Here is a 14,354-nt window from a genome sequence, read left to right on the forward strand (position 1 = left end):
ATCCTGACGGCCATATCGAATTATTGTCAACAATCTTCCACCCTCTTACAGTGGAGCCATGGAAGAGACCCGCCCCCGCCCGAAGGTCGTCGTCCTCACGGCCGCCGGCACGCCCCCGCCGTACAACACCGCGACCCTCGAGGAGCACGCGGAGCTCGTGCAGACCGACGCCGCGGGACTGCCCGGTGCCCTGCCGGGAGCCCGGGCCCTTCTCGTGTGGGACTTCTTCTCCCCCGCCCTGCGCGACGCCTGGCCCCACGCCGGCTCCCTGGAGTGGGTCCACGTGGCCGCCGCCGGGGTGGACTCCCTGCTCTTCGACGGACTGCGCGCCTCGGACGTGGTGGTCACGAACGCCCACGGCGCCTTCGACGGGCCCATCGCCGAGTTCGTCCTGGCCTCCGTCCTGGCCCACGACAAGCAGCTGCACCCGAGCAAGGAGCTGCAGCGCCGCGGGGTCTGGCGGCACCGCGAGCTGCGGCGCACGGCGGGCCGGCACGCCCTGGTCGTGGGCACGGGCGGGATCGGGCGCGCCACGGCCCGGCTGCTGCGGGCCGTGGGCCTGGAGGTCCGCGGCGCCGGGCGCGCCGCCCGGGAGGACGACCCGGACTTCGGGACCGTGGTCCCGAGCGCGGAGCTCGCCGAGCACGCCGGATGGGCGGACCACCTCGTGCTCATCGCGCCGCTGACCGAGGACACGCGGGGGATCGCCGGGGCGGAGGTGTTCGCGGCGATGCGGCCCACCGCGCACCTGGTGAACGTGGGACGGGGTGCGCTCGTGGACGAACCGGCCCTGGTCCGGGCCCTGCAGAGGGACGAGATCGCCGCCGCGTCGCTCGACGTCTTCGCCGAGGAGCCGCTGCCCGCCGAGCACCCGTTCTGGCGGATGGACAACGTGCACGTGTCCGCCCACATGAGCGGGGACGTCGTGGGCTGGCGCGACACGCTGGCGGACCAGTTCGCGGACAACCTCGCCCGCTGGTGCGCCGGCGAGGACCTGGTCAACCAGGTGGACAAGCAGCTGGGCTGGGTGCGGCGGGGCTGAGGACCGGCCCCGCCGCACGCCCCGCTCCGCGCCTCAGGCGCCCTCGGCGCGGGCGAAGCTCAAGGTCTCGCCGCGCGCTCCGCCCATCCAGACGTCCTGGCACGCGGCGGCGAGCTCCTCGAGCCCCTCCTCGATCGTCGCGAAGACGTTGCCGGGCACCCACCCCACGTCCCCGTTGACGAGGAGGTTGTTGCGGCCGTAGAAGACGGCGAGGTCGATGAGCAGCCGGTTCTCGGTCGTGCCCGCCGAGGCCTCGTAGCCGTAGGCGGGGTTGTCGAGCACCCCCTCGAAGGTGAAGTAGCACAGGTCACCGGGAAGGGGCGTGACGGTCTGGTTCTCCGGGCCCGGCTCCTCGTCGGCGAAGGCGGGGACGAGGGCGTAGATCTCGTTGCGGGCGAACTTGCCGTGGAACACCTGCCCGGACTGGGGCAGCGCCTGCCAGACGGCCTCCGCCGTGCGCGGGGCGGCGTCGTCGAGCAGACGGGCCCGGGCGGTGACACCGCGCTTCTCCAGGGTGATGGTGAGGTACCGGGTCATGGAGGGTCTCCGTTCGGGTGAGGCCGCGGGCACCGGAGCACGGCACCCTGTGATTGTCGACAATCCAACTGTAAGCTTTTCGGTGAGACCTGCACCACACCACGAAGGGGCCGTCGCCACCATGACCACCGTCGCCATCCTGTACCCCGGTCACAGCGCGGAGGACGAGTTCCCCGCCCTCGAGAAGCTCGTCCCGGAGGCCTCCTTCCCGGTGGTCCACACCTGGGAGGGCAGCACGGACCACGACGTCGAGGCGCTGCTGACCCTGGGCTCCCGGGAGAACCTGGCCCCCTCCGCCGAGAGGGCCCGCGACCTGTCCCCCGACGCCGCCATGTGGGCCTGCACCTCCGGCAGCTTCGTCTACGGCCGGGACGGCTGCCGGGACCAGGCGGGCTGGGTCGAGGAGGCGGCCGGCGTCCCCTCCTCGTCCACCTCCCTGGCCTTCGCCGAGGCGGTGCACCATCTGGGCCTGAACAGGGTCGCCGTCGCCGCGACGTACCCGGAGGACGTCGCGACGCACTTCGTGCGGCTCCTGGAGGCCGAGGGCATCACCGTGACGGCCCTGTCCACCTACGACGTCCCCAGCGGCGAGGACGCCGGCCGGCTCGACGCCGAGTGGGTGCTGGCCACGGCCCGCGCCGCCGACCTCACCGGCGCCCAGGCCCTGCTGGTCCCGGACACCGCGCTGCACACGGTCGCCGTGCTGCCCCGGCTCGAGGAGACCCTGGGCATGCCGGTGCTCACGGCCAACCAGGTCACCGCCTGGTACGGCCTCCGGCTGGCCGGCCACCCCGCCCGCGCCGAGGGCCTCGGCGCCCTCTTCGCCGGCTGAGGCCGGGCCGGCCCCCGCCGCCGGCCGGGATCCGCCCCCACGACGACGGCGCCCCGCGGGGCGCCGTCGTCGTGGGGGCGGGCCTGCGGTCAGGCCGCAGCGGGTCCGGCCGAGCCCAGCCGCTGGTCCTCCGTGACCAGCGGCAGCCCGAGCCGGCGCAGCCCGGCCCACGCCGTGACCTGGTTGGCCGTGAGCACCGGCTTGCCGAGCTCGTCCTCGAGCGCGGCGATGATGTGGAAGGTCGGCAGGTTGGTGCAGGAGACGAAGACGGCCTGCGCGTCGGAGCGGTCGGCCCGCCGGACGAGCTCCGCCGTGGTGGCGTACGGGACGTGCCAGATCAGCCGGTCCAGCCCCAGGCCCGCCGTGCCCACGACCGTGCGCCCGTCGGCCGCGAGGAAGTCCTCGAGCCGGGCCGTCAGCCGCTCGACGTAGGGGGTGGCGATCGCCAGGCGGGTGACCCCCAGCGCGTCCAGCGCCTCGAGCAGGGCCTCCGACGTGGTCACGGCCGGGGCGCCCACCTCCTCCGCGATGGCGGCGGAGATGCGCCGGGCCCCCTCGATCCCGTTCACGAAACTGCCCGAGGTGCAGGCGAAGACGACCGCCTCCGGCTCGACGGCCGTGAGGCACCGGGCGGTGGAGCGGATCTCCGCGTCGTCGCCCAGCGCGCTGGCCATGATCTCGTCGACCACCAGGGGGTGGTGGGGCGTGCGGGCGACGGCCAGCGAGACGTCGTCCGGCATCCAGCGCCACAGCTCCCGGTCGAGCGCCATGTCGTAGGGGTTCACGACGCCGATGACGCGGTCCGGGGCCGGCCCCTCCGGGATGAACCGTGAAATGTTGGCCATGCCACATGGTCCCACGGTGTCTGATCGTCGACAATCCTCGGCCGGGAGGATGACGTCCGCCCGGTCCGGACGTCCCCCGCCCGGGAACGGCGCCGGCGGGTCAGCGGGAGAGCTGCGCCGCCGCGGTGGGGTCGGAGTCGTCGAGGAACTGCTGGATGCGCTCGGCCTCGTCGAGCTCGCCGATCGCGGCGGCGGCCCGGCCGAGGGCGGCGAGGGCCCGCAGGAAGCCGCGGTTGGGCTCGTGGGCGAAGGGGACGGGGCCGTGGCCCTTCCAGCCGTGGCGGCGCAGGGCGTCGAGGCCGCGGTGGTAGCCGACGCGGGCGTAGGCGTAGCCCTCGAGGGTGCGGCCCTCGTCGAGGGCGTCCTCGGCGCACATCGCCCAGGGCAGGGAGGCCTTGGGGAAGCGGAGGGCGAGGTCCTCGGCCTCGTCGCCGGCCTCGAGCCGCGCGCTCAGCGCGGGGTCCTCGCTCAGGAGGGTGGGCTCGGGGCCGTCGAGGAGGTTCTTGCCGGCGAGGCTCATGGGTGCGGGTCCTTCCGATCGGTGTCGCGGGGCGGGTGGGACGGGCGACGGCGGCGCCCGTGGCAGGGCGCCGCCGTCGGTGCTCCGCCGGGTGCGGCGGGCGCGGGGGTCCTACTTGACCGAGGTCCCGGCGGAGCCGAGGTTCTCGCAGGCCTCGACCACGCGGGCGGCCATGGACTCCTCGGCGAGGGCGCCCCACACGCGCGGGTCGTACTTCTTCTTGTTGCCGACCTCGCCGTCGATCTTCAGCACGCCGTCGTAGTTGGTGAACATGTGCCCCGCGACCGGGCGGGTGAAGGCGTACTGGGTGTCGGTGTCCACGTTCATCTTGACCACGCCGTAGGAGACGGCGTCGGCGATCTCCTGCGCGGAGGACCCGGAGCCGCCGTGGAAGACGAGGTCGAAGGGCCGGTCCTGGCCGAGCTTGGCCCCGACCTCCTGCTGGATCTGCTGCAGCAGCTCCGGGCGCAGCTTGACCCCGCCGGGCTTGTACACCCCGTGCACGTTGCCGAAGGTCAGGGCGGTGAGGTAGCGGCCGTTCTCCCCGGCGCCGAGGGCCTCCACGGTGGCCAGGCCGTCCTCGACGGTGGAGTAGAGCTTCTCGTTGATCTCGTTCTCGACGCCGTCCTCCTCGCCGCCGACCGCGCCGATCTCGACCTCGAGGATGATCTTGGCCTTGGACGTGCGGGCCAGCAGCTCCTGGGCGATCTTCAGGTTCTCGTCGAGCTCGATCGCCGAGCCGTCCCACATGTGGGACTGGAAGATCGGGTCCTCGCCGCGGGCCACGGCCTTCTCCGACTCCTCCAGCAGCGGCAGCACGAAGCCCTCGAGCTTGTCCTGCGGGCAGTGGTCGGTGTGCAGGGCGATGTTGACGTCGTAGTTCTTCGCGACCTCGCGGGCGAAGGCGGCCATCGCGAGCGAGCCGGTGACCATGTCCTTGACGGAGGCCCCGGACCAGTAGGCGGCGCCGCCGGTGGAGGCCTGGATGATGCCGTCCGAGCCGGCCTCGGCGAAGCCGCGGATCGCGGCGTTGAGGGTCTGGGAGGAGGTGACGTTGATCGCCGGGTAGGCGAAGCCCTTCTCCTTGGCGCGGTCGATCATCTCGGCGTAGACGTCAGGGGTGGCGATGGGCATGCTGACTCCTTCGGGTCGGGTGTGGCCTGCGCCCCACTCTAGCGGCCCGGCCCGCGGGGGACGACGGGCGCGGCGCGGGGCGTCACGGAACGGTCTGGCCGAAGACGTGGCGGCGGACCCAGGCGTGCATCGCGACCGCGGCCGCCGCGGAGGCGTTGACGGAGCGGGTCGAGCCGAACTGGGCGATGGACAGGGTGGCCTGGGCCGCCGCGTGCATCTGCGGGCTGAGCCCGGGGCCTTCCTGCCCGAAGACCAGCACGCAGCGCTCCGGCAGGTCGTAGGTCTCCAGCGGCCGGGAGTCCGGGAAGTTGTCGACCCCGATCACGGGCAGCCCCTCGGCGCGCGCCCACGCGGTGAACTCCTCGACGCCGCCGTGGTGGCGCACGTGCTGGTAGCGGTCGGTCACCATCGCGCCGCGGCGGTTCCAGCGCCGCCGGCCCACGATGTGCACCTCCCGGGCGAGGAAGGCGTTGGCGGTGCGCACCACGGAGCCGATGTTGAGGTCGTGCTGCCAGTTCTCGACGGCGACGTGGAAGGCGTGCCGGCGGGTGTCGAGGTCGGCGACCACGGCCTCCGTGCGCCAGTAGCGGTAGGCGTCGACGACGTTGCGGCGGTCGCCGTGGGCGAGCAGCTCCGGGTCCCAGTGCTCGCCCTCGGGCCACGGGCCCTCCCAGGGGCCGACGCCGACCTCCGGCGCGCCGTCCGGCCGGTCAGTCAAGCCCGAGCTCGTCCTTGGTGAAGGCGTGCAGGCAGGGCACGCCGGCGGTGTCCTGGATCCGCTCGGTGGCCCCGGTGAGCCGGTCCACGATCACGGCCACGGCCACGACGTTGGCCCCGGCCCGCTGCAGGGCCTCGACCGCGGTGAGCGCGGAGCCCCCGGTGGTGGAGGTGTCCTCGACGACGACGACGTCGCGGCCCTGCACGCCCGGGCCCTCGACCTGGCGGCCCATCCCGTAGCTCTTCTGGTCCTTGCGGACCACGAACGCGTCCACGGCCCGCCCCTGGCCCCCGGCCGCGTGCATGACGGCGGTGCCGACGGGGTCGGCGCCCATGGTCAGCCCGCCCACGGCGTCGAAGGAGATCCCGGCCTCGTCGAGCATCGCGAGCATCACCTGCCCCACGTAGCGGGAGGCCTCGTGGTGGAGGGTCACCCGGCGCAGGTCCACGTAGTAGTCGGCCTCGATGCCGCTGGCGAGGGTCACCTTCCCGCGCACCACGGCGAGGTCGACGATCAGCTGGCGGAGGCGGTCGCGGGCCGTCGCGAGGTCGACGGGCGAGAAGTCAGTGGTCATGGGCCCAGTCTATGGGGCGTCCCGGGGCGCGGGCGGCGGCTCCGCACGCTCCCGGGGGCCCGCCGCCCCTCGCACGGCGGATCCCCGGGAGACGGGGCTCAGCGCGGGGCCATGCGCAGGGCGCCGTCCATCCGCACGGTCGTGCCGTTGAGGTAGTCGTTGTCGAGGAACGCCGCCACGAGCTGCGCGAACTCCCCGGGCCGGCCCAGCCGCCGCGGGAACGGGACCCCCGCCGCGAGGCCGGCCCGGAACTCGTCGCTGACCGTGGCCAGCATGGGGGTCTCGACCACGCCGGGGGCGATGGTGTTCACCCGGATGCCGGCGCTCGCGAGGTCGCGGGCCGCGGTGAGGCCGAGGCTGTGCACCCCGCCCTTGGAGGCCGCGTAGGCGGCCTGCCCCACCTGTCCCTCGAACGCGGCGACGGAGGCGGTGTTGACGACCAGCCCGCGCTGCCCGTCGTCGTCGACGGGGTCGGTCGCGGCGATGTGCTCGGCGGCGAGCGCGAGGACGGTGAAGGTGCCGAGCAGGTTCACGCGCAGCACGGTCTCGAACAGCTCGAGGTCGTGCACGCCCCCGCGTCCCAGCACGCGGGCGGAGGGGGCGATCCCGGCGCAGTTGACGACCGTGCGCAGCGGCCCCTGCCCGGCGGCGGTCTCCACGGCGGCGGCCACGGCGGCGCGGTCGGTGACGTCGGCGGGGGCATAGCGGACCCCGGGCACGTCGGGGGCCCGCTCGAGCGCGGCGGGCAGGTCGAGGCCGGTCACGCGCACGCCGCGGCCGGCGAGCATGGCGGCGGTGGCGGCGCCGAGGCCGGAGGCGGCGCCGGTGACGAGGGCGGAGGTGTCGGTGACGTCCATGCGGGGTCCTTCCGTGCGGCGGGTCGGGGCTCAGACGAAGGCGGAGACGCCGGTGACGGCCCGGCCCACGATCAGGGCGTTGATCTCGTAGGTGCCCTCGTAGGTGTGGATGATCTCGATGTCGGCGAAGACCTTGGCCATCCCGTGCTCGGCGACCACACCGTTGCCGCCGAGCAGGTTCCGGCCCAGGGCCGCCGACTCGCGGGCGAGGCGGGTCGTGGTGGCCTTCGCGAGCGCGGCCTGGGGCATGTCCAGGCGCCCCTCCTCCTGCAGCCCGGCGATGCGGGCCATCAGACCCAGGGACGCGGAGGCGTTGCCCAGGATCCGGGCCAGCGGCTCCTGCACGAGCTGGAAGGCGGCCAGGGGCCGGCCGAACTGCCGGCGGGCGAGCGCGTAGTCGCGGGCGATGTCGAAGACCGCGAGCTGGGCGCCGGCGGCCTGCCAGCCGACCCACGCGCGGGAGTTGCGCAGCATCTCGTTGGCGGCGGCGAAGCCGGTGGCCCCCGGCAGGAGGGCCTCGGCCGGGACGCGCACGGCGTCGAGGACGAGGTCGGCGTTCTGCATGATGCGCAGCCCGAGCTTGTGCTCGATCTTCGTGGCGGTGAACCCGGGGCGGTCGGTCTCCACGAGGAAGCCCTTGATCTGCCCGTCGGCGGTGTCGCGGGCCCACACGATGGCGACGTCGGCGACGGTGCCGGCCCCGATCCACCGCTTGGTGCCGGTGAGCACCCAGTCCCCGCCGTCGCGGGTCGCGGTGGTGGACAGGCCTCCGGCGATGTCGGAGCCGTGCTCGGGCTCGGTGAGCGCGAAGGCGCCCAGGGCGCGGAAGGTGCGCAGGGCGGGCAGCCACCGCTGCTTCTGCTCGGGGGAGCCCAGGGCGTCGATCAGCCCGAGGATCAGCTCGTTGTGGATGCCCACGAGGGCGCTCAGGGACACGTCCGCCCGGGCCACCTCGGCGTGGGCGAGGCCGGTGAACAGCCGGGAGGCCCCGGAGAGCTCGAGCTCGCCCAGCCCGTGCTCGGCGAGGGCGGGCAGCAGGTGGGCGGGGAACTCCTCGCGGGTCCAGGGCTCGACGACGGCGGGGCGGATGCGGGTCTGCAGGAACTCGTGCAGGGCCGCGAGCCGTTCCCGCTCGGCGGGCGGCAGGAGGCCGGCGAAGCCGAGCAGGTCGGCGTCGGGGCAGGGGATGCCGGGGGTCTCCGTCACGGACGGGGATTCCCCGCGCAGGACCGGTGTCATGGGGTGTCCTCTCGCCGGACCGCCCGTGCGGGGGGTCTCCCCGGGGGTGCGGGCCGGACAGTGCGTCGGTGCGGTGGGTCGGTGCCACGATCGTACTGTGACCGGGCTCACCGGGCGGGCCGCACCGCCGCGCCGGTCCCGCTCCCCCGGTCCGGTTGGTGGTCCCGGGCCGGGGGCGCCGCCCGTCCGTGCTCGATCCGCAGGCCCGCGCCGGCCAGCGCGGCGACGTCGGCGGGGTCGTGGGTGACGACCACCGCCATCCGGTCGGCGAGCACGCGGGCCAGCAGCCGGCGCAGGGCGGGGGCGGTCTCGGCGTCGAGGGAGGCGAAGGGCTCGTCGAGCAGCAGCAGCCGCGGCTCCGCGGCGAGGGCGCGGGCGAGGGCCACGCGCTGGGCCTGGCCGCCGGAGAGCTCCCCGGGGCGGCGGCGGGCCAGCCCGGTGGCGTCGACCGCGGCCAGCCAGCGCAGGGCGCGCTCGCGGGCCGGGCCGCGGCCGGCCCCGCGGGCGCGGGGGCCGAAGGCGACGTTCTCGAGCACGGACAGGTGCGGGAAGAGCAGGGGGTCCTGGGCCAGCAGGACGATCCCGCGCTCGGGGGCGGGCACCCAGCGGCCGCGGCCGCGGGCGTCGAGGTCGAACAGGACCCGCCCGTCCAGCACGGCCCGGCCGGTGTCGGGCACGAGCAGCCCGGCGGCGACCTCGAGCAGGGAGGACTTGCCCGCGCCGTTGGGCCCGGTCACGGCGAGGGTCTGCCCCTCGGCCACGGTGACGGACAGGTCCAGCCCGCGCCGGGCCACCCGGGCGGTGAGCTCGAGGCTCACCGGCGGTCCCCCGTACCGGGGCGCGCGCCGTCGGCGGGGGTGCCGGCCGGGGCGCCGCCCGCACCGGGACCGCGGGCGGCGCGGAAGCGCCCGGGGGCCGAGACGCCGACGACGGCCACGGCCACGACCACCAGCAGCAGGGACAGGGCGACGGCGGCGTCGGGGTCGGTCTCGCGCTGAAGGTAGATCTCCAGGGGCAGGGTGCGGGTGACGCCCTCGAGGCTGCCGGCGAAGGTGAGGGTGGCCCCGAACTCCCCGAGGCTGCGGGCGAAGGCGAGCACGGCCCCCGAGGCGAGCCCGGGCAGCACGAGGGGCAGGGTGACTCGGCGCAGCACCGTGCCGGGGCGGGCGCCGAGGGTCGCGGCGACGCGCTCGTAGCGCTCCCCGCCCGTGCGCAGGGCGCCCTCGAGGCTGACCACGAGGAACGGCAGGGACACGAAGGTCTGGGCGAGGACCACGGCGGCGGTGGTGAAGGCGATGCTGATCCCGGCGAGCTCGAGGTGGCGCCCGAGCAGGCCGTTGCGCCCGAAGGTGTAGAGCAGCGCCAGGCCGCCGACGACGGGCGGCAGCACGAGCGGCAGCAGCACGAGCCCGCGCAGCGCGCGCCGGCCGGGGAAGGCCGTGCGCGCCAGCAGCAGCGCGAGGGGCACGCCCAGCAGCACGCACAGCACGGTGCTGGCGGCCGCGGTGCGCAGGCTCAGCCCGAGGGCGTGCAGCGCCGAGGGGGAGCCGATCAGCCCGAGGAAACCGCTCCAGTCCACGCGGGCGACCATCGCGACCACGGGAAGGACCACGAGCGCCGCGCCCAGCGCCGCGGGCGCCCACAGCCAGCGGGGCACCCCCGTGGCGGCGCGCGGGCGGCGGCGTACCCGCGGCGGGCGCGGGGTCCTCACGGGGGCGGGGGGCCGGGCGGTCACGGCCGTCTCATGCCCCGGCGACGGCCTCGAGCACGGCCTCGCCGTAGCGCTCGAGCTTGGCGGCGCCGACCCCGGAGAGCCCGCTCAGCTCGCCGAGGGAGCCGGGGCGGGCCCGGGCGATCGCGGCGAGGGTCGCGTCGGTGAAGACGACGTAGGCCGGCACGCCCTGCTCCTTGGCCACGGCGGAGCGCCAGGCCCGCAGCTGCTGGAAGAGCTCCTGCTGGGGCTCGTCGAGCTCCGGCCGGGCGGCCCCGGACCGGGGCCGGCGCGGTGCGCGCACGCGCTCGGGCTCGCGGCGCAGGCGCACCTCCCGGCGCCCGCGCAGCACCTCCCCCGCGGCCTCGGTGAGGGCGAGCACCCCGTACTCGCCCTGCACCTGCAGCAGGCCCTGGGCGAGCAGCTGGCGCACGACCCCGCGCCACTCCTGCTCGGTGAGCTCGGTGCCGATGCCGAAGGTGGTGAGCGCTGTGTGGCGCATCCGCACCACCCGCTCGGTCTCCCGCCCGAGGAGGATGTCCACCAGGTGCCCGGCGCCGAACTGCTGGTTACGCTCGCGGGCCAGCCGCACGATCGTGGACATGAGCTTCTGCGCCGGGACCGTGCCGTCGAAGGACTCGGGCGGGTCCAGGCAGGTGTCGCAGTTGCCGCACCGGCCGCTCTCCTCCCCGAAGTAGCGCAGCAGCTGCTGCCGGCGGCACTGCACGGTCTCGCACAGGGCGAGCATCGCGTCCAGGTGCAGGGCCTGGGCGCGCTTGCGCTGCCGGTCCCCCTCCCCGTCCTCGATCATCCGCCGCTGCTGGACGACGTCCTGCAGGCCGTAGGCCAGCCAGGCCGTGGACGGCAGCCCGTCGCGGCCGGCGCGGCCGGTCTCCTGGTAGTAGCCCTCGATGCTCTTGGGCAGGTCGAGGTGGGCGACGAAGCGCACGTCGGGCTTGTCGATGCCCATGCCGAAGGCGATGGTCGCGACCATGACCACGCCGTCCTCGCGCAGGAAGCGGGACTGGTGCAGCCGGCGCTGCTCGGCGGGCAGTCCCGCGTGGTAGGGCAGCGCGGGAACGCCCTGGGCGGCCAGCCACTCGGCCGTGCGCTCGACCGAGGCGCGGGAGAGGCAGTAGACGATGCCGGCCTCGCCCGGGTGCTCGGTGCGGATCAGCTGCAGCAGCTGCCGGCGGGCGTCCTGCTTGGGGCCCACGCGGTAGCAGATGTTGGGCCGGTCGAAGCTGGAGACGAAGACGCGGGCGCCGCCCAGGTCGAGGTTGCGGACGATCTCCTCGCGGGTCTCCGCGGTGGCGGTGGCGGTGAGGGCGATGCGCGGGACCCCGGGCCAGCGCTCGTGCAGGAGCGTGAGCCCGAGGTAGTCGGGGCGGAAGTCGTGGCCCCACTGGGCCACGCAGTGGGCCTCGTCCACGGCGAACAGGGCGATCCGGGTGCGGTCCAGCAGCTCAGCGGCCGCGGGCAGGCGCTCGGGGGCGAGGTAGAGCAGGTCGAGCTCCCCGGCGAGCAGGCGGGCCTCGACCGCCCGGCGCTCCTCGACCGTCTGGGTGGAGTTCAGGTACGCGGCGCGCACCCCGAGCTGCTCGAGGGCGTCGACCTGGTCGTGCATCAGCGCGATGAGCGGGCTGACGACCACACCGGTGCCCTCCCGCACGAGCGCGGGGATCTGGTAGCACAGGCTCTTGCCGCCGCCGGTGGGCATGAGCACGAGCGCGTCGTGGCCGGCGACGACCGTGTCGATGATCTCGGCCTGCTGCCCGCGGAAGGCGTCGTAGCCCCACACCCGGGCGAGCACCTCGAGCGGCGCGGACCGGCCCGGCCCGGGCGCCGGGAGGTCCTCCGGTGCCCGTCCGTCCACGTCCTCCGGCGGCTCCGGCCCGCTCCACGTCTCGCCCACACGGCCAGGGTAGCCGCTGCGGGCGGCGCCCCGGTGCGGGGCGCCGTGCCGGGCGCTCAGGCGCGCGGGGCCCGGCCGGGGGGCTGGACCGGCGCGGGGGCGGGCGGGTCGGGCACGTGCAGCGGGGCGGTCGCGGGGCGCCCGGGCGCGGCCGTGCGGGCCCGCCCATCGATCTGCAGGTCCACCGCGCCGGGCTGCCCGTCCAGGACCCGCACGACGGTGCCCGCGCGGGTGGTCTCCACCCCGAGGCGGCGCCCGCGCCAGCGCAGGCGGAAGGCGATGCGGTCCAGGCCCGCCGGCAGCCGGGGGGCCAGGCGCAGCCGCCCGCCCTCGGGGTCCAGGCCGCCGAGGCCGCAGACCAGCGCCAGCCACGCCCCACCGGCGGAGGCCAGGTGCAGTCCCTCGGCGGTGTCCTGCTGGAGATCCCGCAGGTCCACGAGGGCGGCCTCGCGCAGGTACGCGTGGGCGAGGTCGAGGTGGCCCACCCGGGCGCAGACCACGGCCTGCACGCACGCGGACAGGGACGAGTCGCGCACGGTGCGCCGCTCGTAGTAGTCGAGGTCCCGGGCGGTCTGCTCGGGGGTGAAGTCCTCGGCGCACCACCACAGGGCCAGCACGAGGTCGGCCTGCTTGACGACCTGGCGGCGGTAGATCTTCGCGTAGTGGAAGTGCTCCTCGATCGGGTAGCCGTCCCGCTTGGCCTCGAAGTCCCACTCGCGGTAGGTGGTGAAGCCCGCGTTGGCCGGGTGCACGCCGCGCACCTCGTCGAAGGGGACGTGGAGGCGCTGCGCGAGGTCCCGCCACCGGTCCAGCTCGTCGGCGCTCACGCCGAGGCGGCCCACGTGGTCGGGGTGGGCCGCGCACGCCGCGGCGGCGGCCCGGAGGTTGCGCCGGGCCATGAGGTTGGTGAACACGTTGTCGTCGACCACGCCGGTGTACTCGTCCGGCCCCGTCATCCCGAGCAGGTGGACCCCGCCGTCGTGGTCCTCGTGGGCCGTCGCCGCCCACACCCGGGCGGTCTCCACGAGCACGTCCACGCCGCCGACGGCGGTCAGCTCCTCGCCGGTCGTGTCCGCCCACCAGGTGAAGGCCCGGGCGATGTCGGCGTTGACGTGCATGGCCGCCGTGCTGGCGGGCCAGTACGCGGAGGTCTCGTGCCCGTCGATGGTGCGCCAGGGGAAGGACGCGCCGCCGAGGTCCAGGACGCGGGCCCGCTCGCGGGCCCGGTCCAGGGTGGAGGAGCGCCACTGCAGCAGCCGGGCGGCGTCGCGGGGGCGCAGCAGCGCCAGGGCCGGCAGCACGAAGCCCTCGACGTCCCAGAACGTGTGGCCGCTGTACCCGCCGCCGGTCAGTCCCTTCGCCCCGACCGGGGCCCGGTGCACGCAGGCCGAGGCCTGGAGGAGCTGGAACAGGTCGAAGCGCAGCGCGAGCTGCAGGTCGGGGGCGCCGTCGACCTCGACGTCGGCGCCGGCCCAGTGCTCGTCGAGGACCGCGCGCTGGTCCGCGACCAGCCCCTCCCAGCCGCGCCGGCGCGCCCCGGCCATCGCGGCGAGCACCTGACCGCGGAGGTCGTCGGCGGGGTCCTCCGCGGACCAGGAGTGGCACAGGTACTTCACGAGGTGCAGCCGCTGCCCGGGGGCGAGGTCGGTGACGACGGTCGTCATCACGCGGTCCTCGTCGCACTGCGTGCTCACCGCGCCGCCCTCGGGGACGTCGAGGGCGTGCTCGACGGCGGCCGCGACGCCGATGCCGCTGCGGGCGGTGCGGTGGACGAGGACCCCGCCGGTCCCGTGGCAGGAGTGCCGCTCGGCGCGGAAGGGCTCGGCCAGCACCTCGGCCACGCGGGGGTCCTCGTTGCGCACCTTGGGCGGGGTGCCGTTGGCCACGAGCCCGGAGCGCAGCACGACCTGCACGGTGCGGTCCAGGGCCTCGACCTCGTAGCGGATCGCCGTGACGGAGCGGTGGGCCAGGGAGACCAGGCGTGTGGAGGCCAGCCGCATCCGGGACCCGCGCGGGGTGGTCCACTGCGTCTCGCGCTCCAGCGTGCCCGCCCGCAGGTCCAGCACGCGCTCGTGGTGCTCGGGCGGGCTCTCCCGCAGGTCCAGCGGCACGCCGTCGACCTGCAGGTGCACGGTGCTGCCGTCGGCCACGCCGACGATCGCCTGCCCGTGCTCGGGGTGCCCGTAGCCGCCCTCGGGGTAGGACAGCGGGTGGTACTCGTAGACCCCCGCCATGAACGTGCCGCGGGAGTCGCTGGGCTGCGGCTCGTCGAGGGTGCCCCGGACCCCGACGTAGCCGTTGGAGAGGGTCAGCACGGCCTCCAGGGCGCCCCGGTCCCCGAGGTCGAGGGCGGACTCGCGGACCTGCCAGGCGGAGGCGTCGTGCGGCGGTGTCTGCATGGCACCACCGTAGCCGCCTCGGCCGGGGACT

14 protein-coding genes are annotated in these 14,354 nt (G+C 75.4%); 2 read left to right on the plus strand and 12 right to left on the minus strand.

All coding sequences use genetic code 11. The features are described from left to right. Nucleotides 1–58: 58 nt before the first annotated feature. Nucleotides 59–1,042 (plus strand): D-2-hydroxyacid dehydrogenase, encoded by a 984-nt coding sequence (locus AS188_RS01320; protein WP_058857324.1) that lies wholly within the window; start codon nucleotides 59–61, stop codon nucleotides 1,040–1,042. Between the two features lie 33 nt (nucleotides 1,043–1,075). On the opposite strand, the gene AS188_RS01325 is transcribed toward AS188_RS01320, so the two are convergent. Beyond that, nucleotides 1,076–1,579 carry a DUF3830 family protein gene (locus AS188_RS01325; RefSeq protein WP_058857325.1) on the minus strand — a complete coding sequence of 168 codons (504 nt, stop codon included), beginning with the start codon at nucleotides 1,577–1,579 and terminating at the stop codon, nucleotides 1,076–1,078. 121 nt (nucleotides 1,580–1,700) lie between these two features. Here AS188_RS01325 and AS188_RS01330 point away from each other — a divergent pair, with 121 nt between their 5' ends. Beyond that, a complete protein-coding gene (locus tag AS188_RS01330; RefSeq protein ID WP_058857326.1) occupies nucleotides 1,701–2,411 on the plus strand; it encodes a maleate cis-trans isomerase family protein in 711 nt (236 codons plus the stop codon). A gap of 89 nt (nucleotides 2,412–2,500) precedes the next feature. Here the strand turns inward: AS188_RS01330 and AS188_RS01335 are convergent, their stop codons facing one another. The 11 genes from AS188_RS01335 to AS188_RS01385 all read right to left on the minus strand — a co-directional run bounded on the left by AS188_RS01335 (nucleotide 2,501) and on the right by AS188_RS01385 (nucleotide 14,323). Next, a complete protein-coding gene (locus AS188_RS01335; protein WP_058857327.1) occupies nucleotides 2,501–3,256 on the minus strand; it encodes a maleate cis-trans isomerase family protein in 756 nt (251 codons plus the stop codon). Between the two features lie 100 nt (nucleotides 3,257–3,356). Further along, nucleotides 3,357–3,776, minus strand: coding sequence for a DUF3151 domain-containing protein (locus tag AS188_RS01340; protein WP_058857328.1), 420 nt, complete (start codon nucleotides 3,774–3,776; stop codon nucleotides 3,357–3,359). 111 nt (nucleotides 3,777–3,887) lie between these two features. Further along, nucleotides 3,888–4,910: a class II fructose-bisphosphate aldolase gene (gene fbaA, locus AS188_RS01345; RefSeq protein ID WP_058857329.1), complete on the minus strand. Its 1,023-nt coding sequence runs from the start codon at nucleotides 4,908–4,910 to the stop codon at nucleotides 3,888–3,890. An 82-nt stretch (nucleotides 4,911–4,992) separates the two neighbouring features. After that, on the minus strand, nucleotides 4,993–5,628 hold the full coding sequence (locus tag AS188_RS01350) for a TrmH family RNA methyltransferase (RefSeq protein WP_058857330.1): 636 nt from the start codon (nucleotides 5,626–5,628) through the stop codon (nucleotides 4,993–4,995). Next, entirely contained in the window at nucleotides 5,621–6,202 is a 582-nt protein-coding gene (pyrE, locus tag AS188_RS01355) for an orotate phosphoribosyltransferase (RefSeq protein ID WP_058857331.1), read from the minus strand. Before pyrE ends, AS188_RS01350 begins: the two co-directional genes overlap by 8 nt. Nucleotides 6,203–6,300: 98 nt before the next feature. After that, complete coding sequence (locus AS188_RS01360) at nucleotides 6,301–7,059, minus strand: SDR family NAD(P)-dependent oxidoreductase (RefSeq protein ID WP_058857332.1); 759 nt, start codon at nucleotides 7,057–7,059, stop codon at nucleotides 6,301–6,303. Between the two features lie 30 nt (nucleotides 7,060–7,089). Then, the gene (locus tag AS188_RS01365; RefSeq protein WP_058857333.1) at nucleotides 7,090–8,298 is read right to left on the minus strand and encodes an acyl-CoA dehydrogenase family protein; all 1,209 of its coding nucleotides are present in this window, start codon (nucleotides 8,296–8,298) and stop codon (nucleotides 7,090–7,092) included. A 107-nt stretch (nucleotides 8,299–8,405) separates the two neighbouring features. After that, on the minus strand, nucleotides 8,406–9,116 hold the full coding sequence (locus tag AS188_RS01370) for an ATP-binding cassette domain-containing protein (protein ID WP_083529137.1): 711 nt from the start codon (nucleotides 9,114–9,116) through the stop codon (nucleotides 8,406–8,408). Next, complete coding sequence (locus AS188_RS01375) at nucleotides 9,113–10,009, minus strand: ABC transporter permease (protein WP_058859651.1); 897 nt, start codon at nucleotides 10,007–10,009, stop codon at nucleotides 9,113–9,115. The genes AS188_RS01370 and AS188_RS01375 overlap by 4 nt, the downstream gene beginning before the upstream one ends. Before the next feature lie 31 nt (nucleotides 10,010–10,040). Further along, nucleotides 10,041–11,885, minus strand: a complete 1,845-nt coding sequence (recQ, locus tag AS188_RS01380; protein ID WP_058857334.1) for a DNA helicase RecQ — start codon at nucleotides 11,883–11,885, stop codon at nucleotides 10,041–10,043. Between the two features lie 95 nt (nucleotides 11,886–11,980). Continuing rightward, the gene (locus AS188_RS01385) at nucleotides 11,981–14,323 is read right to left on the minus strand and encodes a glycoside hydrolase family 65 protein (RefSeq protein WP_058857335.1); all 2,343 of its coding nucleotides are present in this window, start codon (nucleotides 14,321–14,323) and stop codon (nucleotides 11,981–11,983) included. Nucleotides 14,324–14,354: the final 31 nt, after the last annotated feature.

This window comes from Kocuria flava, from assembly GCF_001482365.1.
GTDB lineage: Bacteria > Actinomycetota > Actinomycetes > Actinomycetales > Micrococcaceae > Kocuria > Kocuria flava.

Coding starts and splice junctions, on each gene's coding strand:
- AS188_RS01320 (WP_058857324.1), top strand. CDS start 59: ATGGAAGAGACCCGCCCCCGCCCGAAGGTCGTCGTCCTCACGGCCGCC.
- fbaA (WP_058857329.1), bottom strand. CDS start 4,910: ATGCCCATCGCCACCCCTGACGTCTACGCCGAGATGATCGACCGCGCC.
- AS188_RS01385 (WP_058857335.1), bottom strand. CDS start 14,323: ATGCAGACACCGCCGCACGACGCCTCCGCCTGGCAGGTCCGCGAGTCC.
- AS188_RS01360 (WP_058857332.1), bottom strand. CDS start 7,059: ATGGACGTCACCGACACCTCCGCCCTCGTCACCGGCGCCGCCTCCGGC.
- pyrE (WP_058857331.1), bottom strand. CDS start 6,202: ATGACCACTGACTTCTCGCCCGTCGACCTCGCGACGGCCCGCGACCGC.
- AS188_RS01330 (WP_058857326.1), top strand. CDS start 1,701: ATGACCACCGTCGCCATCCTGTACCCCGGTCACAGCGCGGAGGACGAG.
- AS188_RS01340 (WP_058857328.1), bottom strand. CDS start 3,776: ATGAGCCTCGCCGGCAAGAACCTCCTCGACGGCCCCGAGCCCACCCTC.
- AS188_RS01325 (WP_058857325.1), bottom strand. CDS start 1,579: ATGACCCGGTACCTCACCATCACCCTGGAGAAGCGCGGTGTCACCGCC.
- AS188_RS01335 (WP_058857327.1), bottom strand. CDS start 3,256: ATGGCCAACATTTCACGGTTCATCCCGGAGGGGCCGGCCCCGGACCGC.
- AS188_RS01365 (WP_058857333.1), bottom strand. CDS start 8,298: ATGACACCGGTCCTGCGCGGGGAATCCCCGTCCGTGACGGAGACCCCC.